At 44.0% G+C, this 24,759-nt stretch carries 23 protein-coding genes; 12 read left to right on the top strand and 11 right to left on the bottom strand.

Annotated elements, in window-relative coordinates; genetic code table 11:
• Positions 1 to 107: 107 nt before the first annotated feature.
• The 4 genes from ACEWB7_RS03065 to holA all read left to right on the top strand — a co-directional run bounded on the left by ACEWB7_RS03065 (position 108) and on the right by holA (position 4,971).
• On the top strand, positions 108 to 458 hold the full coding sequence (locus ACEWB7_RS03065; RefSeq protein WP_004782087.1) for a DUF4124 domain-containing protein: 351 nt from the start codon (positions 108 to 110) through the stop codon (positions 456 to 458).
• A 121-nt stretch (positions 459 to 579) separates the two neighbouring features.
• Positions 580 to 3,201 (top strand): leucine--tRNA ligase, encoded by a 2,622-nt coding sequence (gene leuS, locus ACEWB7_RS03060; RefSeq protein ID WP_411580426.1) that lies wholly within the window; start codon positions 580 to 582, stop codon positions 3,199 to 3,201.
• A gap of 228 nt (positions 3,202 to 3,429) precedes the next feature.
• Positions 3,430 to 3,963, top strand: coding sequence for a hypothetical protein (locus ACEWB7_RS03055; RefSeq protein ID WP_180033794.1), 534 nt, complete (start codon positions 3,430 to 3,432; stop codon positions 3,961 to 3,963).
• A gap of 9 nt (positions 3,964 to 3,972) precedes the next feature.
• Positions 3,973 to 4,971 carry a DNA polymerase III subunit delta gene (gene holA, locus ACEWB7_RS03050; RefSeq protein ID WP_004782082.1) on the top strand — a complete coding sequence of 333 codons (999 nt, stop codon included), beginning with the start codon at positions 3,973 to 3,975 and terminating at the stop codon, positions 4,969 to 4,971.
• Here holA and ACEWB7_RS03045 read toward each other — a convergent pair.
• Positions 4,968 to 5,387, bottom strand: a complete 420-nt coding sequence (locus tag ACEWB7_RS03045; protein ID WP_411580431.1) for a bacteriohemerythrin — start codon at positions 5,385 to 5,387, stop codon at positions 4,968 to 4,970. The two genes, holA and ACEWB7_RS03045, sit on opposite strands and share 4 nt — an antisense overlap.
• A 624-nt stretch (positions 5,388 to 6,011) precedes the next feature.
• Here ACEWB7_RS03045 and ACEWB7_RS03040 point away from each other — a divergent pair.
• From ACEWB7_RS03040 to ACEWB7_RS03030, 3 genes are read left to right on the top strand one after another with little or no spacing between them, the layout of a single operon-like run.
• A complete protein-coding gene (locus ACEWB7_RS03040) occupies positions 6,012 to 7,385 on the top strand; it encodes a MacA family efflux pump subunit (RefSeq protein WP_411580425.1) in 1,374 nt (457 codons plus the stop codon).
• A gap of 2 nt (positions 7,386 to 7,387) precedes the next feature.
• On the top strand, positions 7,388 to 9,364 hold the full coding sequence (locus ACEWB7_RS03035) for a MacB family efflux pump subunit (RefSeq protein WP_411580423.1): 1,977 nt from the start codon (positions 7,388 to 7,390) through the stop codon (positions 9,362 to 9,364).
• A gap of 10 nt (positions 9,365 to 9,374) precedes the next feature.
• On the top strand, positions 9,375 to 10,787 hold the full coding sequence (locus ACEWB7_RS03030) for an efflux transporter outer membrane subunit (protein WP_411580422.1): 1,413 nt from the start codon (positions 9,375 to 9,377) through the stop codon (positions 10,785 to 10,787).
• Between the two features lie 49 nt (positions 10,788 to 10,836).
• On the opposite strand, the gene ACEWB7_RS03025 is transcribed toward ACEWB7_RS03030, so the two are convergent.
• Positions 10,837 to 12,651: a tetratricopeptide repeat protein gene (locus ACEWB7_RS03025; RefSeq protein WP_411580421.1), complete on the bottom strand. Its 1,815-nt coding sequence runs from the start codon at positions 12,649 to 12,651 to the stop codon at positions 10,837 to 10,839.
• Between the two features lie 104 nt (positions 12,652 to 12,755).
• Complete coding sequence (locus tag ACEWB7_RS03020) at positions 12,756 to 13,526, bottom strand: ThiF family adenylyltransferase (protein WP_411580420.1); 771 nt, start codon at positions 13,524 to 13,526, stop codon at positions 12,756 to 12,758.
• A 198-nt stretch (positions 13,527 to 13,724) separates the two neighbouring features.
• Between ACEWB7_RS03020 and ACEWB7_RS03015 the strand changes: the two genes are divergently transcribed.
• The gene (locus ACEWB7_RS03015) at positions 13,725 to 13,973 is read left to right on the top strand and encodes a hypothetical protein (RefSeq protein WP_411580419.1); all 249 of its coding nucleotides are present in this window, start codon (positions 13,725 to 13,727) and stop codon (positions 13,971 to 13,973) included.
• Between the two features lie 34 nt (positions 13,974 to 14,007).
• Here the strand turns inward: ACEWB7_RS03015 and orn are convergent, their stop codons facing one another.
• Positions 14,008 to 14,562, bottom strand: coding sequence for an oligoribonuclease (gene orn, locus ACEWB7_RS03010; RefSeq protein WP_004782074.1), 555 nt, complete (start codon positions 14,560 to 14,562; stop codon positions 14,008 to 14,010).
• Positions 14,563 to 14,686: 124 nt separating this feature from the next.
• Here orn and rsgA point away from each other — a divergent pair, with 124 nt between their 5' ends.
• From rsgA to secB, 4 genes are all read left to right on the top strand, one after another.
• The gene (gene rsgA / locus ACEWB7_RS03005) at positions 14,687 to 15,745 is read left to right on the top strand and encodes a small ribosomal subunit biogenesis GTPase RsgA (RefSeq protein ID WP_180057723.1); all 1,059 of its coding nucleotides are present in this window, start codon (positions 14,687 to 14,689) and stop codon (positions 15,743 to 15,745) included.
• A 93-nt stretch (positions 15,746 to 15,838) separates the two neighbouring features.
• Complete coding sequence (locus ACEWB7_RS03000) at positions 15,839 to 16,246, top strand: rhodanese-like domain-containing protein (protein WP_005232169.1); 408 nt, start codon at positions 15,839 to 15,841, stop codon at positions 16,244 to 16,246.
• Between the two features lie 21 nt (positions 16,247 to 16,267).
• The gene (grxC, locus tag ACEWB7_RS02995; protein ID WP_004782071.1) at positions 16,268 to 16,522 is read left to right on the top strand and encodes a glutaredoxin 3; all 255 of its coding nucleotides are present in this window, start codon (positions 16,268 to 16,270) and stop codon (positions 16,520 to 16,522) included.
• Positions 16,523 to 16,557: 35 nt separating this feature from the next.
• Positions 16,558 to 17,016, top strand: a complete 459-nt coding sequence (gene secB, locus ACEWB7_RS02990; RefSeq protein WP_004782070.1) for a protein-export chaperone SecB — start codon at positions 16,558 to 16,560, stop codon at positions 17,014 to 17,016.
• Between the two features lie 51 nt (positions 17,017 to 17,067).
• Here the strand turns inward: secB and ACEWB7_RS02985 are convergent, their stop codons facing one another.
• The 7 genes from ACEWB7_RS02985 to ACEWB7_RS02955 form a co-directional block, all read right to left on the bottom strand.
• Positions 17,068 to 17,466 carry a cytochrome b562 gene (locus tag ACEWB7_RS02985; RefSeq protein WP_180012638.1) on the bottom strand — a complete coding sequence of 133 codons (399 nt, stop codon included), beginning with the start codon at positions 17,464 to 17,466 and terminating at the stop codon, positions 17,068 to 17,070.
• Positions 17,467 to 17,655: 189 nt separating this feature from the next.
• Entirely contained in the window at positions 17,656 to 18,462 is an 807-nt protein-coding gene (locus tag ACEWB7_RS02980) for an enoyl-ACP reductase (protein ID WP_004782067.1), read from the bottom strand.
• A 128-nt stretch (positions 18,463 to 18,590) separates the two neighbouring features.
• A complete protein-coding gene (locus ACEWB7_RS02975; RefSeq protein ID WP_312307466.1) occupies positions 18,591 to 19,412 on the bottom strand; it encodes a TatD family hydrolase in 822 nt (273 codons plus the stop codon).
• Positions 19,409 to 20,371: an RsiV family protein gene (locus ACEWB7_RS02970; protein WP_312307422.1), complete on the bottom strand. Its 963-nt coding sequence runs from the start codon at positions 20,369 to 20,371 to the stop codon at positions 19,409 to 19,411. The genes ACEWB7_RS02975 and ACEWB7_RS02970 overlap by 4 nt, the downstream gene beginning before the upstream one ends.
• Before the next feature lie 52 nt (positions 20,372 to 20,423).
• Complete coding sequence (locus ACEWB7_RS02965) at positions 20,424 to 21,251, bottom strand: hypothetical protein (RefSeq protein WP_312307421.1); 828 nt, start codon at positions 21,249 to 21,251, stop codon at positions 20,424 to 20,426.
• A gap of 95 nt (positions 21,252 to 21,346) precedes the next feature.
• Positions 21,347 to 22,936, bottom strand: a complete 1,590-nt coding sequence (locus ACEWB7_RS02960) for a peptide chain release factor 3 (RefSeq protein ID WP_312319444.1) — start codon at positions 22,934 to 22,936, stop codon at positions 21,347 to 21,349.
• Between the two features lie 517 nt (positions 22,937 to 23,453).
• Positions 23,454 to 24,749, bottom strand: a complete 1,296-nt coding sequence (locus ACEWB7_RS02955) for a Y-family DNA polymerase (RefSeq protein WP_411580418.1) — start codon at positions 24,747 to 24,749, stop codon at positions 23,454 to 23,456.
• Positions 24,750 to 24,759 lie beyond the last annotated feature (10 nt).

Below are 24,759 nucleotides of genomic sequence, written 5' to 3'. Positions count from 1 at the left end.
ATCACTACTGATCACAAAATTAATTGAATTAAAAATCATCTTATGGCAAAAAATTCTCTACAATAACAACCCTATTTAACCGCTTGAAATTTTCAGGACTTTTACTCATGAAAAGATCTTTCCTGACCGCATTAAGTTTTGCCACTACGTTTGTTTTAGGTGTAGCAAGCAGCTCTGCTTTAGCGATTGAATATTATAAATGGGTCGATGCCAAAGGCGTGACTCACTACACTAAAACCCCGCCTCCTAAAAATGCTAAGCACAAAAGCAAAGTAGAAACCTATGGCTGGAACAATTCCGCGCCTACCCCAGCAAGAACAACCGAAAATGAGAACCAGACCGAAACGGGTAACTCAAACTCATCTGCAGCTGTGCCTGTCGTTTCTGAAAATGAGCAGCAACAGCGTGAAGCCAATGAAGCTTTACAACGTGGTCAGTCTGAGCGTGTAGCCTTCTAATCATACTCGTCTGCCAATTTAGATTTTTCCTGCAGAATACCATCCGCAAAATTCACTTTTAGGTGCATTTTGCGCTATGCTGTGCCTTATATTTTTTTAACCGTTCTCTTGTATTACGTATATGACTACTCACATTGACTCAGAATATCAAGCCAGTGCGATTGAGCCTCAAGTCCAACAGGACTGGGAATCTCGCAAAGCCTTTAAAGTTGCCGACACTGTAGAAGGTCCACGTCGTTATATCCTCTCGATGTTCCCTTACCCAAGTGGCAAACTGCATATGGGTCATGTGCGTAACTATACGATTGGTGACGTGATCAGCCGCTTTCACCGTCTAAAAGGCGAAACTGTATTACAACCCATGGGTTGGGATGCTTTCGGTCTTCCTGCGGAAAACGCTGCCATTGCACACCAGGTCGCTCCTGCAAAATGGACTTTCGAAAATATTGATTACATGCGTAATCAGTTGAAGAAACTTGGCCTGTCTGTAGATTGGGATCGTGAATTCGCAACCTGTACACCAGAATACTATCGCTGGGAACAATGGCTATTCGTTCAGCTTTATAAAAAAGGCCTGATCTACCGTAAACTTTCTACAGTCAACTGGGACCCAGTAGACCAGACAGTTCTTGCCAATGAACAAGTTGAAAATGGTCGCGGCTGGCGTTCAGGTGCATTGGTTGAAAAACGTGATATTCCAATGTACTACTTCCGCATCACTGATTATGCGCAAGAATTACTGGACGATCTTGAAACATTAAAAGACGGCTGGCCACAACAAGTCCTGACTATGCAACGCAACTGGATTGGTCGCTCACAAGGTATGGAAATCACCTTCCCTTCAGCGAATCCGGAAGTTTATGCAGACGGTTTAACTGTCTTCACTACGCGTGCCGATACATTAATGGGTGTGACCTATGTTGCAGTTGCAGCAGAACATCCAATGGCACTGAAAGCTGCTGAAAACAACCCTGAACTACAGGCATTCATCGAAGAATGTCGTATGGGTTCTGTGGCAGAAGCGGATCTTGCGACTGCCGAGAAGAAAGGCATGGCAACAGGCCTTTCTGTAAAACACCCTGTGACAGGTGAAGAAGTTCCTGTTTGGATCGCAAACTACGTGCTTATGTCTTACGGTTCAGGTGCGGTGATGGCGGTACCTTCACACGATGAACGTGACTTCGAATTTGCCAATAAATACGGCCTCACCATCAAACAAGTGATTGATGCTAAAGGCGCAGATGACGCAGACTTTGACGCAGCACAATGGCAAGAATGGTACGGTTCAAAAGACGGTAAACTGGTTAACTCAGGCGAATTTGACGGTTTAGACTTCCAAGGCGCATTTGATGCCTTCCTTGCAAAATTAGAACCACAAGGTCTTGCGAACGTTAAAGTTCAATTCCGTCTACGTGACTGGGGTGTATCTCGTCAGCGTTATTGGGGTTGTCCAATTCCAATGATCAACTGTGACAAATGTGGTCAAGTGCCAGTGCCTGAAGATCAACTGCCTGTGGTACTTCCAACTGATGTTGTGCCAGACGGTTCAGGTAACCCGCTGAACAAGATGCCTGAATTCTACGAAACCACTTGTCCTTGCTGTGGTGGCGATGCGCGTCGTGAAACAGATACGCTAGACACATTCGTAGAATCTTCTTGGTACTATGCACGTTATGTATCTCCAGACTTTACTGGCGGTATGGTGAAACCAGAAGCAGGTCAAACCTGGTTGCCTGTGAACCAGTATATCGGTGGTGTTGAACACGCGATTCTGCACTTGCTCTATGCACGTTTCTTCCACAAATTAATGCGTGACGAAGGCGTGGTACAAGGTAACGAGCCGTTCACTAACTTGCTCACTCAAGGTATGGTGCTTGCGGATACTTATTACCGTGAGTCTGAATCAGGCAAGAAAACCTGGTTTAACCCTGCCGACATCGAACTTGAGCGTGACGAGAAAGGTCGCATCACTTCTGCGAAATACAAAGGTGATGGTCAAGATGTCATCGTTGGCGGTCAGGAAAAAATGTCGAAGTCGAAGAACAACGGTATCGACCCGCAAGCGATTATTGACCAATACGGCGCAGATACTGCACGTGTGTTCATGATGTTTGCTGCACCACCTGATCAATCACTTGAATGGTCTGATGCCGGTGTTGAAGGTGCAAACCGCTTCCTGAAACGTGTATGGCGTTTGGCAACAGGTTTCCTTGAAAAAGGCAATGCTGCAACTGAATTCGATAAAGCCGCTCTTTCTACAGCTGCGCAAGACTTACGCCGTAAGACTCACGAAACCATCCAGAAAGTGGGTGATGACATCGAACGTCGTCACGCATTCAACACTGCGATTGCAGCAATGATGGAACTGTTAAATGCGAACAATAAGTTTGAAGCGAAAGATGATAATGACGTTGCTGTAGCACGTGAATCGATCACTACGCTTCTTACTTTATTGGCACCATTTGCACCACATTTAAGTCAGACTTTATTGGCTCAGTTTGGAATCGAGTTAACTCAAGCGCAGTTCCCACAAGTGGATGAATCTGCATTGACTCGTAATACCCAAACCATTGTGGTTCAGGTGAACGGTAAACTTCGTGGAAAATTAGAAGTCTCTGTGGATGCATCTAAAGAAGACATTCTTGCTCAAGCCAAAGCCTTGCCAGAAGTTCAGCAATTCTTGACTGGTCCAACCAAGAAAGAAATTGTGGTGCCGAATAAACTTGTAAACCTTGTTGTTTAAATAAATTTAGAGAAATCCCTCCCACCTTCCCTTTAATAAAGGGAGGAGCTGCGCTTCTAGGAAGCGCTACACATTGTGGAAAGTCCCCCTTTGAAAAAGGGGATTTAGGGGAATTAAATTTAGCAAGTAAAACAATTCCGAACAAAGCCCGTTGCCAGCCAACGGGCTTTGACTTTACAATCCGGTTCAGGATTTCAAATATTTCCCTGAGGGAAAAAGAGGATACTCATGCATTTAGGCAAACGTTTAGCAGCAATTGTTTTAACTTGTGGTCTAAGTGCAGGCCTCGTTGGCTGTGGCTTTCATTTAAAAGGAACCAATCCGAGTTCCGCACCTGTAGCTTACTCAGTCATGAGTCTGGCCCTGCCTGACAATACTGAAGATCTTCAGGAAAAACTAGCCGTTTATCTGGGTGCTGCCGGAGTACAGCTGAGTAATGCACCTGATGCTTATGTCTTACGTGTCCTAGATTACACCCCTCGCCGTCTAGAATTGAATGGCAAACTGGTAGAAACCTTATTGCGCCTGAATGTCACTTTCCGAATCGAAGATGCACAAGGCAATCCGGTGACTGAACCTCGCACGGTAATCGCGACCCGTACCTATCAATATGATATTGAAACCGTGAATACAGATGACCAGGAACAGAAATTCTTAAATCAGGTCCTGATTGATGATGTGGCCCAGCAGATTGCCCGTCAAATTTCATCGAATCGTTTGCCATTGGCAAGATCAGAAACTTCGACTCAACCAGCCCAATAAGACGACCCAATGAAACTTGACTACCTCCAGGCCTTAAAACGTGTCAATGAAGCTCGCGGTGCCTGGGTGTTGCATGGTCAGGAGCCTTTGCTGGAACAGAATCTGGTAGATGCCTTTCGTAGCAGCTGGCAAAGCCGTGAAGTTGAACGCCAGCGTTATGATATTAGCTCTGCCTCTGACTGGAAAAATGTCTTCAATGCTTTAAACAGCCTGTCATTATTTTCTAGCCAACTGGCAATTGAAGTGCATGGCAATATCAAACCGGATGCCAGTGGTCTCAAACTGTTAAAAAACTATCTGCAACAGGACAGTGATAACCTGCTATTGGTAGTCATGCCGAAGCAGGATGCCAGCAGCCTGAAATCCAGCTTTTTCCAGACCATTGATGCCAATGGCGTAAATGTATCGCTAGTGGCCAACTACCCAAAAGATCGTCAACAGATCCTCGGAATTGAAGCGGAAAAACTAGGAATTAAGCTGGCCAATGATGCCTGGCAATGGTTAGAGCAGCATCATGAACACAATTTACTAGCTGCTAAAAATAGCCTGATGCGAGTGGCGGATACCTTTGCTGAAGTAGATATTATCCAGATTGACCATCTGTATGCCTGCTTGCAGGACCAGTCCCGTTATAGCACCTATGACCTGAGTGATGCCTTGCTGAATGGGAATTTGGCACAATCAATTAAGATCTTTCAGTATCTGATTGCCTCAGGTGAACCGATGAGCCTGATTTTGTGGAGTATCAGCAAAGAAATGCGTCTATTGATGCAATTATTTGAACAGCCACAAAATGCCTTACAAATCGGTATCTGGAAGACTAAAGTGAGCTTATATCAGCAAGCCTTGCGTCGTTTAAGTCCACAGCGCTTTTTAAGCTGGCCTCAGCTTTTGATCCGGATCGATGCTGCAATCAAAGGGATGTCCAGAGAGAACCCTGAACATCTGATCTTGCAGGCCATTGCTGAAATGTGCGGTCAAAGCTTGTTTGCATCTCCGAGTGCCTAACTAAAGAAACGCGCAAACCAGCCTTTGCCTTTTTTCTTCTCCTGCGTTCGCAGGTAGCTCAGCATATTGTCCCGTACTGCTTCTACATAATCCTGATCATCGTGCTGAATATGGTTGATGAGCCATTTGGACAGAAGACGATATAAATCTTTTTCAATGGACTGACCTTGCTCAAACTTCAGACGATAATCATTTAATTTTTTGACAAATAATTCATGTATGCCGCGATGTGAAGGTAAATATTGATAACTCACCTGTTCCAGCAGGTTTTCTTCAAAGCTGAAATGTGACTGGGTATAGTCGATCAAATCATCTAAAACCTCCCGGATTTTATCGCGATCTCCGATACTTTTGACCTGCTCTAAAGCATTTATATAGTCCAGAATCTGGCGATGTTGATGATCAATCACCTCAATTCAAATATTGTAACTTTCATTCCATCTATGAACCTCATCAATTTTCTTAGTAAAGTCGTATTATTTTTCCGCTCATTAAATGAGCATATTCTCTTAATGAATAAACCCATATTTTTTTATTGAATTAAATATTACAAACCTTATTTACTTAAATCTATATGTAAAACATAGATTTTTTAAATTTTAATAGAACATATCATTCGAAAAATTAGATTAAAAATAAAAGAGGTTGGCTTTAGCGCAGAATTATTTTTACAACAAATATCATTAAAAACTTCCATGATATTGAGAAGTATTATGGCGTATTTTTATCAGCAGTTTAGTGGCCAGCTTTTTGCATGCAGTCTATCTGAGAAGTACTTTATACTCCCATGAAGTTTTAATTGATTCATCATATGATCAATATTTTTCAGATAGCTAAATCGTATAAAATTTCACCTAAAAAAGATGATTCTAATAGGAATAGTTCAATGAATCCCTTATATAAAATCAGGTTTTATCTTATATGCTTTTTTAAACCAGGCAGTAGAAAATAGTTCTCATTTTAAATAAAAAAAATTCACGTTTTATCCTAATTTCGCTTTTATAATCAACTGTTATCCTACGACCCGAATCTGAATCCATATGCCAAAAATAAAACCTACGAAACTCCTTATGGCAATTGTGATTGCCATTCTGGTGGCAGTCACTGCCTGGTATTTTCTGAAACCAAAAGAGCAGCAGCCACAATACATTACAGCTGAAGTGACGCAAGGGGATATTGAAAATTCGGTACTGGCAACTGGTGTACTTGAAGCCACCAAAATGGTCAGTGTCGGTGCCCAGGTTTCGGGTCAGGTTAAAAAAATGTATGTGCAACTCGGCGATCAGGTCAAACAAGGCCAGTTAATTGCCCGAATTGACTCTGTTCGTCAGGAAAATGATTTAAAGACTGCTGAAGCCAGCATTAAAAACCAGATGGCACAGCTTGCCGTGAAACAGGCCAACCTCGCCAAGGTGGAAGCCGAGTATAAGCGTCAGCAAGCCATGTATGCCCAAGATGCAACCTCGCGTTCAGAACTGGAATCTGCATTAGCCAGCTACAAAACAGCTCAGGCAGATATCACTGCGATTAATGCACAGATTGAACAATCACGTTTAACTTTGGCAACTGCGAAAGAAGATCTCGGTTATACCCAAATCGTGGCGCCAATGGATGGAACTATCGTAGCGATCGTGACTGAAGAAGGTCAGACTGTAAACGCCAATCAAAGTGCACCAACGATTGTGAAACTGGCACAGCTGGATACCATGACCATTAAGGCTGAAATTTCTGAAGCCGATGTCATGAAAGTTCAGGAAGGCCAGACAGTGTATTTCACTACTTTGGGTAATACTGACAAGAAAATTTACGCGAAACTGCGTCAGGTTGAACCTGCACCAAATTCAATTAATACCGAAACCAATACTTCAAGCTCAACTTCAGGCTCTGCAGTGTATTACAACGCCCTGTTTGATGTACCGAATGAAGATGGCAAGCTGCGCATTGATATGACGGCGCAAGTCTATATCGTTCTTGATGAAGCACGAAATGTACTGACTGTTCCGGCGGCTGCCATTCAAGGTTCAAACCGTCCACAACGTCTAAATCGTGGTGAAGGCTCTAGCGGAGCCGGTGACCCATCTGGACGTGGCGAAGGTCAGGATCAAGCCCGTGGCGATAGTAAACGTCCGGAAGGTGACCGCCCTCCTCGCTTAGAACTTTCTGATGCGGAACGTGCCCTGATTGAACAAGGCAAAGCTCAGCGTGCCATGGTTCGTGTATTGCAGGCAGACGGTACAGCAAAACCAACTCTTGTCCTGATTGGCCTGAATAACCGTGTAACTGCACAAGTGATCAAAGGCTTGAAACGTGGTGATCAGGTTGTGATTGCAGATGACTCTGATACTTCTAATGACGGTGCTAAACGTGGCGGCAGTGGCCGTGGTCCTGGTGGCGCCGGCCCAATGAGAATGTAAGCATGAATCAACAACAGCAACCTCTACTCGAGGTCAAGAATCTGGTTCGTGAATTCCCTGCGGGTGAAAGCACGGTCCAGATTTTAAAAGGGGTCAATCTGGAGATTTATCCGGGCGAACTGGTCGCTATTGTCGGTCAGTCCGGTTCGGGCAAATCTACTTTGATGAATATTCTGGGCTGTCTGGATAAGCCGACCAAGGGCAGCTATAAAGTTAAAGGCCGTGAAACCCGCGAGCTTGAGCCTGATGAATTAGCTCAATTGCGTCGTGAGTATTTCGGCTTTATTTTCCAGCGCTATCACTTATTGGGTGATTTAAATGCTACGGGCAACGTTGAAGTACCCGCAATTTATGCCGGTGCCGATGCGACCGAGCGTAATGCTCGTGCCAAGCAATTACTGACCGATCTAGGACTGGGGGACAAAACCCAAAACCGTCCGAGCCAACTGTCTGGTGGTCAGCAACAACGTGTATCGATTGCTCGTGCCTTAATGAATGGTGGTGATGTGATTTTGGCCGATGAACCCACCGGGGCATTGGACAAAAACAGTGGTATTGAGGTCATGCGCATTTTGCGTGAACTGAATGCCAAAGGTCATACCATTATTCTGGTCACGCACGATCATAACGTGGCAAAAAATGCGACACGTATTATCGAGATTTCAGACGGGAATATCATTTCAGATAAACCGAATGTGCCTGAAGTTAATGATGGTTTCGAGAAAGAAAATCTGGTCCGAAATGAACAGAAGAAAATCTCGAGCTGGCGTTCCGCGGTAGACCGTCTTGGTGAAGCTTTCCGTATGGCCTTATTGGCCATGAATGCACACCGGATGCGAACCTTCCTGACCATGCTCGGGATCATTATCGGGATCGCATCGGTGGTTTCAGTCGTTGCGCTCGGTAATGGTTCACAAAAGCAGATTCTGGAAAATATCAGCAGTCTTGGGACCAATACCATTACCGTGTTCCAAGGCCGGGGCTTCGGGGATAATTCACGATCCTCCCAATCCAAGACCCTGATTCCCGCTGATGCCGATGCACTGGCAGAACAGCCTTATGTGGATGGGGTTAGCCCATCAGTTAACAGCAGTGTCACCGGACGCTTCAAAGAGATCGAAGCATCGACCACGGTTAACGGTGTCAGTGAAGACTTCTTCTATGTCAAAGGTATGACCTTTAAATCAGGTCAGCCATTTGATAAAGAAAGTATCACTGAGCAGGCGCAGGATGTGGTGATTGATACCAACACCCAAAATACTTTCTTTGCGGATGGCACCAATCCTGTCGGTCAGGTACTGCTCTTAGGCAGTGTACCGAGCCGGGTGATTGGCGTCATTGATGCGCAAAAAGGCATGATGGGCAATAATGATAGCCTGAATGTCTATCTGCCCTACTCTACGGTTATGAGCCGTATGCTGGGTCAGCCCAATGTGCGTCAGATTATTGTGCGTATTAAGGATGAATATCCAAGTGCAGCCGCTGAAAATGCCATTTTAAATCTACTGGTCCAACGTCACGGTGCGCAGGATGTGTTTACGCAAAATGCAGACAGTATCCGTGAAACAATTCAGCAAACGACTCAAACCATGACCTTGCTGATCTCGGCAATTGCAGTAATTTCCCTAGTGGTCGGTGGGATCGGGGTAATGAATATTATGCTGGTTTCCGTGACTGAACGTACTCAGGAAATCGGGGTACGGATGGCGGTCGGTGCGCGCCAAAGTGACATTCTGCAGCAATTCCTGATTGAAGCTGTTCTGGTTTGTATCCTGGGCGGTATCTTAGGCGTATTGCTGTCACTCGGTATCGGTCAGCTGATTACCCATTTTGCTGGAGGAACCTTCCAGATGGCATACTCGACCACATCGATTATTGCGGCCTTTGTCTGCTCAAGTCTGATCGGTATTGTGTTCGGCTTTATCCCGGCACGTAATGCAGCCCGTTTGAATCCGGTCGATGCACTTTCTCGAGAATAAGGAATCTGATATGCATACTCTTACCAAACTTGCCAGTGCCCTGATTCTAGGGAGTTCATTGGCCGGCTGTGCGGCCGTGGTGAAAACGCCGTATGAACAACCTGCTGTACAGGTACCTAATAACTTTCAAAACAGTAAAGCTGTAAGTCAGCAAATTCATGCTGATATTCTCGCAGATCAATGGTGGACTCTATTTAAAGATCCCCAATTAAATAGTCTGGTGAATGACGTACTGGCAGCCAATAGTGATCTGGCCGTGGCCGGGATCAATTTGCAGCAAGCCCGTATTCAAGCCAGACAGACACAAAGCCAGCAAGGTGTACGTATCAGTGATGCGGGTTTAACCACGCGTAGAAGCTTTGATCTGGAAGATGGCAGCAGTTCATCCGGTTTTGGGGTTAATTTCCCTGGCTTAAGCTATGAACTGGATCTGTTCGGTAAACTGGCCAATCAGACTGAAGCAGCGCGTTGGGAGGCCCTGGCATCTGAAGAGGACTTACAGGCGACTGCACAAAGTCTGATTGGTACGACTGCTCAACTGTACTGGCAGCTGGGTTATCTAAATGAACGTTATAGCGTGGTTCAACAAAACCTGGCGACTGCACAGCGTACGTATGATCTGGTCAATGTCCAGTATCGTGCCGGTGCAGTGTCTGGTCTCGATCTGACTCAAGCTGAACAGGCCATTCAAAGCCAGCAAGCGACCTTAAGCCAAATTGAACAGCAGCGTGTGGAAACACGTACGGCACTGGCAGTACTCATGAATATGCCTGTGCAACAGCTTTCGATTCAGGAACCTCAACGTTTACCGAATATTGCCTTACCGTCGATTGAAGCTGGCTTGCCTGCTAGCCTTCTCTCCCGCCGTCCTGACTTGAGAGCCACTGAACTGCGTTTGCGTAAAGCCTTGGCCAACAAGGATGCCAATAAAGCCAGTTATTATCCTTCGATCAGCCTGACTGGCAGCCTAAGTACCGGTGTGGCTACCAGTTCATCATTGTCAGATGTACTTAAAAATCCGGTGGCGACCTTAGGTGCAGGACTCAGCCTGCCATTCCTGCAATGGAATGACATGAAACGTGATTTGCAGGTGAATGAACTAGAATATGAAAAAGCGATTATCCAGTATCGTCAAACCATGTACGAAGCTTTTGCCGATGTAGAGAATGCCCTGTCTAATCGTACTGAACTCACCAAACAGGTTGCGTTACAACAACGTAATGTTGAACTGGCTGAACGTACAGAACGTTTGACTGAAGTGCGTTATCGTAATGGTGCAGTAGCATTGAAAAATCTGCTGGATGCACAGGAAACCACGCGGAATGCCCGTCTGTCTTTAGTGCAAACCCGCCAAAGCCAATACAATGCTTATGTGACCCTAATGCAAGCTTTGGGTGGTAGCCCGATCAAGCAACTGCCTTAAGTATTTAGCTCAATAAAAACCGCTGTTAGTCAGCGGTTTTTTTTGAAGTTTACATATGCAGATAAGCATTTACATTGTTGAGCTGTTCAATAGAAGGTTCATGTCCTAACAGACTGCCTTTTTCCAGCCATTGACGGGCAATTGCAATATCACGTTCTACACCAATGCCTTTGGTATATAAGCGCCCCAGATGACTATAAGCATCGGCATTCACCTGCGCAGCCGCTTTACAATAACACTGGATTGCCTGATCCAAATTGGCTTCAATACCAATTCCTTGTTCCAAAGCTTCACCTAAAGCATTTAGTGCGAGACCATTATGCTGGCTCGAAGCCTGTTCCAGATATTTTAGTCCTAAAGCCGTATCTTGCTCTACCTTTTTGCCTTTTAAATACATTAAGCCTAATTCTGTCTGAGCTTGTGCATCGCCCAATTGAGCTGCCTGATGTAGATAACGTTTGGCCTGTTCCTCATTCACTTCAAAGACTGGATAAAAACCAGAATATGCTTGATACAGATACCAGGCAGCCTTACTTGATCCTTTCGCCACCGCCTGATTCAAATATTGAATTGCCTTTTCTCGGGTCGGCAGCGGATATTCAGGCAAGCCATAAAAACGTCCCACTATATAAATCAGATCAGCTTCAGACTGTGCTGCAAGTTGCTCTTGCTGTGCGATTGCTTGAATCATTTGGGTAGCTTTAGTCGTATCCTTGGCTACCCCCACTCCGTTTAAATAGCAGAGCGCCAGACCCATCTGACTGAAGCGATGATCAGGATCGCTTTGCAAGGCATGTTGATAGAGTTCAAATGCTTTCTCCGGTTCATATGCGACCAGATAGGATTCAAAATATAGTGCGGCAATCAGACTCAAGGCCTGTGGATGCTGGGTTTGTGCTGCTTCAGACCAGTAGCGAAATGCCATGGTTTCATTTTTTTGTACATACCAGCCATGAAAATAAGCCAGACCGATCAGGGTTTTGGCCTGTGCATCTTTATGTTCTTTGGACTGCTGTAATAGATGCTGAAACACCCGTTGGCGTTGATCAGGATCAATAGTGCCGAGTAACACGCCAGCATAGTAATCATATAAACCACTCTGATCACCCAGATGAATACAGCGTTTAATGAAACTCAAAGCCTGCTGTTGATTTTTGGGCAAGACTTTGCCATTTGCATAGGCTTCGGCAATATCCTGATTGGCCGCCAAGTGATCCTGCTGTGCTGCCAGAAACAGATAATGGATACCCAAACTTAAATCTTGCGCTGCACCATCCGCCAAATAATATTGGGCTAGCTGATACTGTGAATTGGCATGCCCCTGCTCGGCATTTTGATTTAACAGTTGCAGACGTTGCTGTTCTACAGTGTCATGATCAGATTCAGCCAGCTCAGTGATGCGATACTGCGCATCCAGATGACCGCGCGCGACCGCATGCCGATACCAGTACAAGGCTTTTTCAGGATCATTTAATTGGTATTGATGACCATCATAGATCTGGCCTAAATGATAGGCTGCATCCTCACCACCTAAACTATAAGCTTTTTCAAGAAAGCTAATCGCTTTTTCCGTGCTCTGCTCACGGCCCTGTCCGTTTAAGTGCATTAGGGCCATGCCCACATAAGCCTGTGGCAATTCCTGCTGTTGGGCTAGCCCCTGATAAATTTGATAGGCACGTTCATAATCCGGATGATGCGGATCCGTACTTAGACGGGTTGCATATTTCAATTGAGCATCAATCTGCTCAATCCATAGATCATGATGCACAGCTTTGGCCTGATCACGTTTCACCGGATCAGGACGTTTCCACATCCAGATTGCTAAAGCCCCAATCCCCAAAACCAGCACTAGCAAAAACCACATAGCTGCTCCAAAACTAAAAGATTGTTTTTGTTATATGTTTAAAAATTCATTTTAAACTTAGCATAAAAAAAAGCACAGATTGTGTGCTTTTTTTGTTGACTCAATCAGGCTTTCAGTCTTTTGCTATTAAGCTTTTTCAATACTTCCGATACCGCAACCATAGCGAAGCTAGAGGTCACTACCACTGCAGAACCATAACCACCACAGCGTAAGCCTGCGCTTGCACAAACATCTGCACTCGAGAATGGGTTATCGATAGAGTAGACGCAAGTGATCCCAAATTTTTCTTTTGGCTTTTTACAGATGCCTTTAGCACGTAATTGCGCACGTAATTTTGCCAGCATTGGATCCTGTTCGGTTCTGGATAAATCGGCTACCCGGATTTTTAAAGGATCCAGTTTACCGCCTGCTCCACCGGATACAATCAATGGAATCTTGTTAAAACGGCAATGCAACATCAGGGCAAACTTTGCTTTGACGTCATCGATACAGTCCAGAATGATGTCAGGATTTCCTGACAGAATTTCTTTCACATTTTCTGGCGTCAGATAATCGTCAATCAGATTGATTTTGATTCGGGGATTAATCGAACGGCAGCGTTCTGCCATGATTTCGATTTTTTCACATCCTAGCGTCGCCGTCATAGCTGGTAACTGACGGTTAATATTCGATGCTGCGACCACATCCATATCGACCAGTGTGAGCTCACCAATCCCGGTACGTGCCAATGCTTCGACTGCCCATGAACCAACACCGCCAATTCCGATCACCATCACATGACTGTTTTCATAATGATGAAAGCTATCGTCACCATAAATTTTGGCTACACCCGCAAAACGGCGGTCATACTCATCATCTTGAAGCAGATCAGTCATAGGTCATCAATAGCAAGAAAAACACCAGAGCATTTTAGCAAAATCATGGGCACTTTACTGCCACTAAAATCCAGATACAAAATCAGTCAAAAAAGCTTTCTTGTGCCATCGCTAATACACGTAAAATCGATCAAATTACAACCAGCACAAACTTCACAATATTTCAATTAGGATTACCTTAAAGGGAGCCAGATCAGCATGCTATTTAACGCCCTTTTTGCCCTGGTGGTTTTGCTGTTCCTGGTCTATCTTTACGTCTTAATCTTTAAGAAGCAGAAAAATTATTATCTCAGTATCATGATCCGTATCCTGACTTTGGGATTATTTGCTTTGATTATCCTGGATCAATATGAAACCCAGACCCATCTTGCTCTAGTGCTTCTGACCTGGGTACTGTTTGAGAGTAGTGAAAACTTTTATCGCAAGAAACTTTCTGCAAGCAAATAAAAAAGAGGCTTTCGCCTCTTTTTCACTGTTCGGATTATTTATTCATAATGAAGAAATATTCACGATAATATTTCAGTTCAGCAATTGAATCACGGATATCATCCATGGCTAGATGCGAAGCATTTTTCTTCAGACCACTCATGATTTCAGGGCGCCAGCGTTTTGCCAGCTCTTTCACTGAAGATACGTCCAGATTACGGTAATGGAAATACTGTTCCAGTTCAGGCATTAAACGATGCAGAAAACGACGGTCCTGACAGATCGAGTTACCACACATCGGCGATACTTTTGGATTGACCCATTTTTTCAGGAATTCAATGGTTTCACGTTCTGCATCCTGAGCAGTCAATTTACTGCGGCGCACACGCTCAATCAGGCCAGACTGACCATGCTGGCGAGTATTCCACTCGTCCATCGCATTCAGGATACGGTCAGATTGATGCACAGCTAGCACGGGCCCTTCGGCAAGAATATTCAGGTTATCGTCCGTTACAATCGTGGCAACTTCAATAATCTGGTCATTGTCTGTATCCAGACCTGTCATTTCCAGGTCAATCCAAATCAGGCGGCTATCCGGGGTGCTGCTCATAAATGTGCAATCTTATTAGGCTATAAAACATTTATAGTAGCAAATTTATTACGTCGATGCTGTAACTGACACCCCGCTTCATGCTATTTTTGCCATCTCGCTCCCATGGTTTTTTAGGATTTGAATGGCTTTAATACGTAAACGTCGTTTAACCGAACAACAACAACGTCGTATTCAAAAACAGCACAAAACGCGTCAGGAAGAGATCGATACCTCTCAAGACCTGGAAGGGCTGGTCGTACAGCATTATGGCCGCCAGCTTGAAGTCCAGGCCTTGTCCGTACCTGAACAGCATCCTGAAAAACCGGTCGTGGCTGAAGGTGAACCTGAGCCATTCTGGAAGCCGATTGAACTAGGGAGTGTCTGGCGCTGCCATACCCGAACTAACCTGGAATTGCTGGTAACAGGCGACCGGGTCAAATGGCAGGCTGATCCCAATACTGGACTCGGCATTATTACGGCGATTCATCCGCGCACGTCTTTGCTGACCCGTCCTGACCGTTATCACAAGGTTAAACCGGTTGCCGCCAATATTTCCCTGATTGTGATTGTGTTTGCACCATTGCCTGAGCCAGCCCCGGGTTTGATTGACCGTTATCTGGTGGCGTGTGCAGATGCAGAGATTCCAGCACTTTTAGTCCTGAATAAATCCGATTTGCTCAAGGAAAATGATCCGATTCTGGATCTGCTTAAAGAATATAAAGATTTGGGTTATGAAGTCATGCAAACCCAGTCTGATGGTGATCTGACAGAACTGTCCGCTCGTCTGAATGAGGAAACTGTAGCATTTGTCGGTCAGTCTGGTGTAGGTAAAAGCACGCTGATTAATGCGATCGTCCCGGATGCTGCACAGAAAACCAATGTCATTTCTGAAAACTCGGCACTGGGTCAGCATACAACAACTTCCACACGTCTGATTTCCTTTGGCGATGGCGCTGCTCTCATCGACTCACCGGGAATCCGTGAATTTGGTCTCTGGCATCTGACCTTGGACAAAGTTCAAAGTGGTTTTCCGGAAATTGAAAATCTGCTCGGTCACTGTCAGTTCCGTAACTGCACACATAAACATGAAAAACAGTGTGCCTTACGTCAGGCAGCCTCAACAGGGGAAATTTTGCCGCGCCGACTAGACAGCTATTTACGTTTAATTGACGAAATTAACGAAGCGCAGCAAAAAAATTAATTTTCTTAAGGCTTAGCCCTTGAAGCGGTGATTTTGATCACCATATTTATGAGCTATACTCTTGGCAATTTTAAAATTGTAATTAGGTGAATTGTGGAACGTTGGTTCGAGTTTATGGGGAATCACCCCTTCTTGTTTGGAACACTCGCGGTACTCGTGGTTGTCTTCTTCATTATCGAAGGTCAACGTAATGGTCGCAAAATCTCTCCGCAATCGCTGGGAATTTTAGTTAAAGCAAAAAATGCCATGCTGATTGATTTACGTGATGCTAAAGACTTCCGTGAAGGTCACATCAGTGGTAGCCGTAATATTCCATATAGCCAAATTACAAAACACGTTGATGAGTTAAAAGCATCTGATCGCCCGTTGGTGTTCATTTGTAATCTTGGGCAAGTTGCAGGTTCTGCGCTTCAACAGGTAGGTCATGCAGATGCCTACCGTCTGGATGGCGGCATTACAAACTGGAAAGCTCAAGGTTTACCTTTGGTGAAAAGCAAATAATCTGCGAACAGGAGATTGATCATGGCTGAAGTTACTATCTATTCGACGACAGTATGTCCGTATTGTATCCGTGCAAAACAGCTCCTTGAGCGCAAAGGTGTTGCATTCAAAGAAATTAATTTATCGAATGAAGCCCCTGAAGTGCGTCTTGAATTGATGCAACGCACCAATCATCGTACCGTGCCACAGATTTTTATTAATGAACAATTTATCGGCGGTTTTGATCAACTTTATGCCCTAGAGCGTGAAGGCAAACTAGACGAATTATTGGCTTAATTTACTAAAACCTACCTCATATCAAGGATTAAAGAATGAGTGAAGAACAACAAGCTCAACCACAATTGGCATTAGAGCGTATTTACACTAAAGATATTTCTTTTGAAGTTCCTGGGGCACAAGTTTTTACCAAGCAATGGCAACCTGAGTTAAACATCAACCTTTCTTCTTCTGCAGAAAAAATTGATCCGACTCATTTTGAAGTGGCTTTAAAAGTTGTGGTTCAAGCAACCAATGAAGGTGATACAGCGTTTATCGTTGACGTGACTCAAGCGGGGATCTTCCTGATTGATGGCGTTGAAGAAGAGCGTCTGCCATACATTCTTGGTGCTTACTGCCCGAACATCCTGTTCCCGTTCCTTCGTGAAGCGGTGAATGATATGGTCACTAAAGGTAGCTTCCCGCAATTGCTGCTTACACCAATCAACTTCGATGCTGAATTCGAAGCGAACATGCAACGTGCGCAAGCTGCTGCTGTTGAAGGTCAAGCTTAATCACTTGATCTTGAAGTTAAAAAAGACCGTAATTGCGGTCTTTTTTATGGCTTATTTAAAGGCTTGATGCCCCTGCTTTTTAATCTGATCCATTTTCTCTGTCAATGTTTGTGCTTTGGCTAGCTGATTGGCTGCAACAAGTTGCTCAGCTTGTTTAATCTCTTTCAATAAGTCAGTTAACAATCCCTGATAAGCCGTAATTTTTGCATCTTTGGATTTTAGCTTTTGTAGACCTGATGGTAAATTTTTCTGGCAGACTTCCACAGATTTTTGCATGCCTTGCAATGCTGCCCGCGCCTCTTTGCTATCCTTGGCAGATTTGAAATTTTTTAAATGATGGTCAAGTTCATGCATATTGTCATGATAGTGATTGTCTGCTGCCATGCCCGACGTGGTGATCCCCACAGTTCCCATCACAAAAATCATGCTGATTAAAAAATTTTTAAACATCCTTAATTGTCCTGTATTGTTTTTATATTAAGCATCTTAGTGGAAAAGTCCTGAAAGATAAATTATTTTGATCCAAATTCTTGTATCCCTTGTCATCAGACTTACATCATTAACAATTAGAGTTAAAAATAAAAAACCCTCAAAAACTTGAGGGTTTTTCTCTGCTGAGAATTAATCTTTTAAAGCGACTTATTCTGCATCCAGCATCAGTTCAGCACTCATACCTACTGTGTTATAACCCGCATCGACATACATGATTTCACCAGTAATCCCATTCGCCCATGGTGAGCACAGGAACAATGCTGCATTACCGACATCTTCAATGGTCACATTGCGTTTTAGTGGAGCCACTTTTTCATTTAGGTCCAGCATTTTACGGAACGATTTAATACCAGACGCTGCTAATGTACGGATTGGACCGGCTGAGATCGCATTGACACGAATACCTTCTGCGCCCAAGCTAGATGCCAGGTAACGTACACCTGCCTCTAAAGAAGCTTTCGCCAGACCCATCACATTGTAGTTTGGCATCACACGCTCAGAACCTTGATAAGTCAGCGTTAACAGGCAGCCTTGACGTGCAGCCAGTAATGGCTTCGCAGCGCGTGCCATCGCGATAAAGCTGTAAGCACTGATGTCATGGGCAATCTTAAAGCCTTCGCGATCCGTCACGTCAGTGAAATCACCATCTAAAGTATGTGCTGGTGCGAAACCGATTGAATGTACGACGCCATCCAGACCATCCCAGTGTTTTGCCAGTTCTGCAAATGCATTGTCAATTTCAGCATCTACGGCCACATCACAAGGAAAAACCAATTCCGAACCGAATTGTGCAGCAAAATCATCTACACGTTTTTTCAGCTTTTCATTTGGATAGGTAAAAGCGAGTTCTGCACCTTCACGATGTAATGCCTGAGCAATACCAAAAGCAATTGATAATTTACTTGCAATACCTGCGATCAAGAAGCGCTTACCCGCCAATAGTCCTTGTGCCATGTGAATCTCACTCAAAATAATTTATATGCATGATGCCAAGTCTAAAGCATTTTAGAAATTGCATAATGCGCCTTTTTTCACTGGATCATACATTGAAATACGCTTTCCGACCGATGTAGGGTTTTATCTTAGATCGTCAGATGTAAAGCCTGATGGGTATTTTTCCAGAGCTGCTGTGCCAGTTCATCCTGATCCATATGCAGACTCTTGGCCAGTCCTTGCAGGACATAAGGCAGATTGGCAGGCGTATTGCGAGTTCGCTGCTCAGTAGAATGCTGGCAACATAAGGGCGTCATGTCCGGACAATCGGTTTCAAGCACCAGATGTTCCGGCCCTACCTGTTGTACGACCTGATGCAGTTTTTTGGCATTCGGATTGGTAATTTGTCCTGTTATCCCAAGCTTAAAGCCCAGTTTAATAAAGGCCTTGGCTTCTTCAATCCCGCCACCAAAGGCATGGGCAATACCGCCCTGCTTAAACTGATGCTGTTTTAGAATCTGTAAAACATCGGCATGAGATTTACGGATATGCAGTAACACAGGTTTATCAAACTGCTGCGCCAGTTCCAGCTGTGCAGCAAAAAAATCCTTCTGTTTCTGAAAAAGTTCCGGCTGTTTATGCCGCTTATCAAAAGTATCCAGACCAATTTCACCAATGGCTATGCAAGGCTCTGTGTTTAATAACTGCTCCAGATCCTGTAAATGCTCTAGTTGATGCTGCTCAATATAGAATGGATGCAGGCCGGGTGCCAGATGGCTTTGTGGTGCATTGTCTAACTGATTAATAAAATGATGCGTCTGCAATAAATCCTTAAACCGGTTCTGTAAGAAGCCAATTAAGACCAGATGCTCCACCCCTGCTGCTTTGGATGCATAAGCCAGCTGTTCCCGATCATGATCAAAATCGGGAACATCAAAATGGGTATGAGTATCAAATAACGAAACCATCAGGGTGCTTTGGCAGAAGTTGCAGGCTGGGCTTCTGAAGCAGCGTTCTCTGTTTGAGGCAGATATTCAGGTTTCAGAATGCCATTCAGCTGTTCATAAGGAATGACCAGACGTGGCAAACCGACCACATAAGGACCAATCTCATATTCAGCATATTGCAGCGCCAGTCCCTGTTTAGACAGATAGAAATTATCCGTCAGTTTGAATTTCCAGGCCTGTTCATATTCGGCTACATCATTGGCCAGTTTAGATTCCATCACCCAGGTTTTAAAAGCCTCATAAGCTTTGGCTTCGAGCTGAGCCTTTTGTTTAGGCAGAATGATATCGTCCAGCTTAATCAGCTTTTTCTGCTCAAGATCAAAATTGTAGTAGGTTTGAGCAGAAGCGCCATGCGCACCACCGAGATAATGAGTACTGTTTAAGACCACAGTCGCGAGTGGATCACCAGACTGTAGAATTCTCGGTTTGATCATCAGGCTGATACTATGGCTGGCACTGAGTGCTTTCAGTTCCTTATCCAGATTCAGGAAAGTCTGCATATGCGGCTGAATCTGCTGTTCAAGCTGCTGTTTTGGAGTTTTAACATTGGCTAATGCGGTTTGCGGTTCGGAAGCAGCGGCTTCAGCTTCACTGGCAGCCGATGCTTTCGCCGGTTCGATCGCATCAATAGACAAAATACCCTGTAGCTGCTGCAGAATCTGCTGATCTATCCATTCATCAATAAATGACTGATTGCTTTTCAATCGCTCAATAGAAATCTCAGGACAGTTTTTTCCTTCACATTCAGGCAAGGCCAGTTTCAGCTTCTCAGTATCACCGCTCAGCTTCAGCACTTCAGGCTGAGCCTGTACCACTTCAGGCACAGCAGGCTCTTTCGGCTCTCTTTCCTTAGGCTGGCAGGCACTCAGCAAAACTGCTGATGCCAATACTGACAGACATAAAACATTCTTATAATTTGACATGCATTAACCTTTGTTCAACAACATCATCATTTATCCTTGCAGGACCTACCTGTTAGAACATATTCTGATAAATATCCACTTTCAAGACTTGTTGTGTTTGTTCTTTGGTTAAATAGATGTCCAGTTGTTTGGCATCTTTGCTAATTTCCTGACTCCGATAATGTAGACCAATTCCTTCCTGATCAAAGAACCAGTCCGCCTGCCCCCAATACAGTTTTTTTGGAGCTTTCTGCTGGACTTCCGCATTATTGTCTTTTAGCCACTTTTGATAAGCCTGTTGCACAATCTGGTCCATCTGCAACTGCTGTTCAGGATTGATAATATCCAGCGGACTGAGTATTTTTTGCTGCACACGATCAGCCACAAAGAAATAATAGCGTTCATTGACACGGATATTTTCCTGAGTGCTGTCTACCCCAATTTGCATTAACACAAATTGATTGCGCTGATAAGGAATACGGGTATAAAGAGATAATTCGTAGGCCTTATTCAGCTTGAGCTGGGCTTGCCAGGCATCGGATTTTTTTACATAGGCATTAACCGCCTGCTGCAGGCTCATATCCTGCTTTAGGCCAATTTGATCCTGAATCACTTTCGCCTGCTGCTTTTCAATAGACTGGTTTAGCCAGGCATCGGCTGTCTTTAAGGTCTGAATATCCAGATTAATACAGTTTTTAGTTTCACAAAATGGCAAGGCAATATCGGCCGATTTCTCCTGAATATTCAGATAAGGCAAAACTTTGGCTTTTTCTTCAGGGGTGACTGCTACAGATTTTTTCTGTTCCGTCGCTGGCTGTTCTTTTTCATTTTTATCACATGCTCCAAGTAACAAACTACAGCCAATGACTGAGCCGAGCAGGATTTCCTTACTAAACTTCATGATTTTTTAGAGATATAAGTAATAAGTCGTCTAAATGTAGCACAAAATAAAACAGCTTCCGGAGAAGCTGTTTAACATTTTCCAAGCCTGAAGGCTTAGTGTTCGCGTGTATTACGGAATACGATATCCGGATAACGTTCTTGCATCAGCTGTAAGTTCACCCGGCTTGGTGCAAGATAAGTCAAGTGACCACCACCATCAACAGATAATTGGTCATGGGCTTTTTTCTTGAATTCGTTAAATTTTTTCTCATCTTCACAAGATACCCAACGTACTGTATTGATGCTCACTGGCTCATAAATACAGTCCACCTTGTACTCTTCTTTCAGACGATACGCTACCACCTCGAACTGCAACACACCCACAGCACCGACAATCAGGTCATTACTGTTTTGTGGCATGAAGACCTGAGTTGCACCTTCTTCAGAAAGCTCTTTCAGACCTTTTTGTAGCTGTTTTGACTTCAACGGATCTTTCAGACGGACACGGCGGAACATTTCCGGTGCAAAGTGCGGAATACCGGTAAATTGCAGTTTTTCACCGGAAGTGAAGGTATCACCAATCTGGATGGTACCGTGGTTATGCAGACCGATAATATCACCCGGCCATGCTTCTTCCAGATGCTGACGGTCACCGGCCAGGAAGGTCAAGGCATCGCTAATACGGATCTCTTTATCGATACGCACATGCTTCATTTTCATGCCTTTTTCATACTTACCTGAACAGATTCGCATGAAAGCGATACGGTCACGGTGTTTCGGATCCATATTGGCCTGAATCTTGAAAATAAAACCTGTAAAACCTTCTTCATCTGCCTCTACTTTACGGTCTTGAGTTGGATGCGCTTTTGGAGGTGGTGCATATTCGCTGAATGTATCCAGAACATGGTCGACACCGAAGTTACCCAAAGCAGTACCGAACAGAACTGGAGTTTGACGGCCTGCCAGGAATTCTTCACGATCTAATGGCTCATTGGCCATTTGTACCAGTTCCAACGATTCTTCAAATGCCGCCCAAGCCAGCTCACCGACTTTTTCACGTAAGTCTGCATGGTCATAGCCATCACGGACTTCGATGTCAGTAATTACTGAACCAAAACCGGCTTTATAGACATAGAACTTTTCTTCGAGCAGGTTATAGACACCTGCAAAGTCACGTCCTGTACCGAGTGGCCAGGTAATCGGCACACATTTAATTTTCAGGACATTTTCAATTTCATCCAGCAGCTCTAAAGGCTCACGGATTTCACGGTCCATTTTGTTGACGAAAGAAATGATGGGGGTGTCACGCATACGACACACTTCCATCAATTTAATGGTACGTTCCTCGACACCTTTTGCACCGTCAATCACCATCAGCGCTGAGTCTACCGCAGTGAGGGTACGGTAAGTATCTTCCGAGAAATCTTCATGTCCCGGGGTATCGAGCAGGTTAATCATCTTGTCCTTGAACGGGAACTGCATGACGGACGTGGTGATCGAAATCCCACGCTCTTTTTCCATTTCCATCCAGTCAGAAGTGGCTGCACGATCCGATTTACGGCTTTTCACCATACCTGCAACCTGAATGGCCTGACCCCATAACAGCAGTTTTTCTGTCATGGTGGTTTTACCGGCATCGGGGTGGGAAATAATCGCAAAAGTCCTGCGAGTAGCTACTTCTTTAGCTAATTGCTCTTTAAACATAAGGGAAATCTTCAATATGTACACAGTTTTGTACACACTTATCAATGTGTATCAAACTAGTGAAGTGATAACTTAAAATTGGCGCAATTGTAGCAGATTTAATTTTATTGTCTTACTGTAGATTAATTACTACATTTAATTTTTAATATTACTAACTCGAATAAAAAATTTATAAATTTTTAAAAGCAATCTTCACCACAAGTACAACAAATACAATATTCCTCACTTAAAACATTCCCAGGACATGTTGGTTGCGGGCAGTCTTCTCTGCTTACAATATGAGTATCATTACATACGAAACAGAAAATCGTTTCTGAATTAGGCAAGTTAGGACTCAAAACTGCATATTTAGGTTCTAGAGATTCATACTTTTCCCCTTCCTTCTTACATGCCGGAGGCTTTGTTGCACAAATATTTCATAACTATATGATTTTAAAAGTTTTGATTATTTTTTGATCCAAAATTAAATTTATTTAAATCAGATGCTTACATATTTATGCAACAAAGCCCTTTCCAATTACTTCACTATAAGCAATTGATCCCACTTAAAATAATTTTGTGTCAGCCGATCCCGAGACATACTCCATCTGCGGTTCGGCAACATGCTCGCTCCTAAAGCGAGTTTATTCTTATCGTATTTACTATGAATTTTTTCAAGTGAATCCATCAAAGTATCGTTAATCTCGATATGCTTCTTATCTGTAAACATGTCGTAGACATGACTTGCCTTAGGTTCTAGACAAGTCAGAATTACACCACACTTCTTGAAAGCTATATCCTTTGAATATAGGCCATCAATCATGGCAGTAGCTATCTTTGAAAGAACGAGTAGATTGTCAGTGGGTTCGGGTAGAGCCAGGGACAATGACTTGTTGTAAAAAGGTTTGGAACTATCAAATGGATTAGATTGAACAAATCCAATTAGACAACCACACAACAGTTGACCTTCTCTCAGTCTATTCACTGCATCCATTACATAGAGGCCCATCGCTTCTTTTAGGTCATCAATATGATAGATACGTTGTCCAAATGACCTGCTAGAAATGATCTGCTTTTTGGCAGGTGGCGTATGTTCAAGTTCAATGCATGCAACACCATTTAGTTCCAGCAATGTCCGATGCATCACGATTGAGAACTGATCTCTGATCATCAATGGATGAGCCTGGATAAAATCCAGAACTGTATTAATACCTATACCATTGAGTTTTCTAGAATGCTTCCGCCCTACTCCCCAAATCTCACTGACCTCAATGGACTGGTACAAGGTTTCAATTGAGCATGGGTCCATGGAAATCAGATTGCATACACCATTTAAATAGGCATTCTGCTTGGCAATATGGTTGGCAAGTTTTGCTTCGGTCTTAGTCCGGCCTATACCGATGCAAACGGGTAATCCCAACCAAGATAAAATACGCTGACGGATCTGCTGAGTGTATTCAGTCAGGTCATAATGCTCGGCATGAGCAGTCAGATCAAGAAAGCATTCATCAATGGAGTATATCTCCTGTTCTTTAGGAGATACGAAATCCGCAAGAACTTTCATGAATCTGCGGGACATCTCAGCATACAAAGCATAGTTACTGGAAAGGACCTGTACCTGATGCCGTTCTACAATGTCTTTGATCTGAAAGAGAGGCACAGCCATCTTGATGCCTAAGTCTTTGGCTTCTTGAGAGCGTGCCACAACACAGCCGTCATTATTAGAAAGGACAACAACAGGCTTATTGTTTAGGCTTGGGTTAAAGACTCTTTCACAACTGACATAGCAGTTGTTGATGTCCACCAAAGCATAGATTTTATTTTTATATGTCATGTAAGAAGCC

The organism is Acinetobacter sp. NIOH-H-8 (assembly GCF_046635365.1).
Lineage (GTDB): Bacteria > Pseudomonadota > Gammaproteobacteria > Pseudomonadales > Moraxellaceae > Acinetobacter.
The sequence above is the reverse complement of the archived record's forward strand: the minus strand, read 5'-3'. Positions and strand labels throughout refer to the sequence as shown.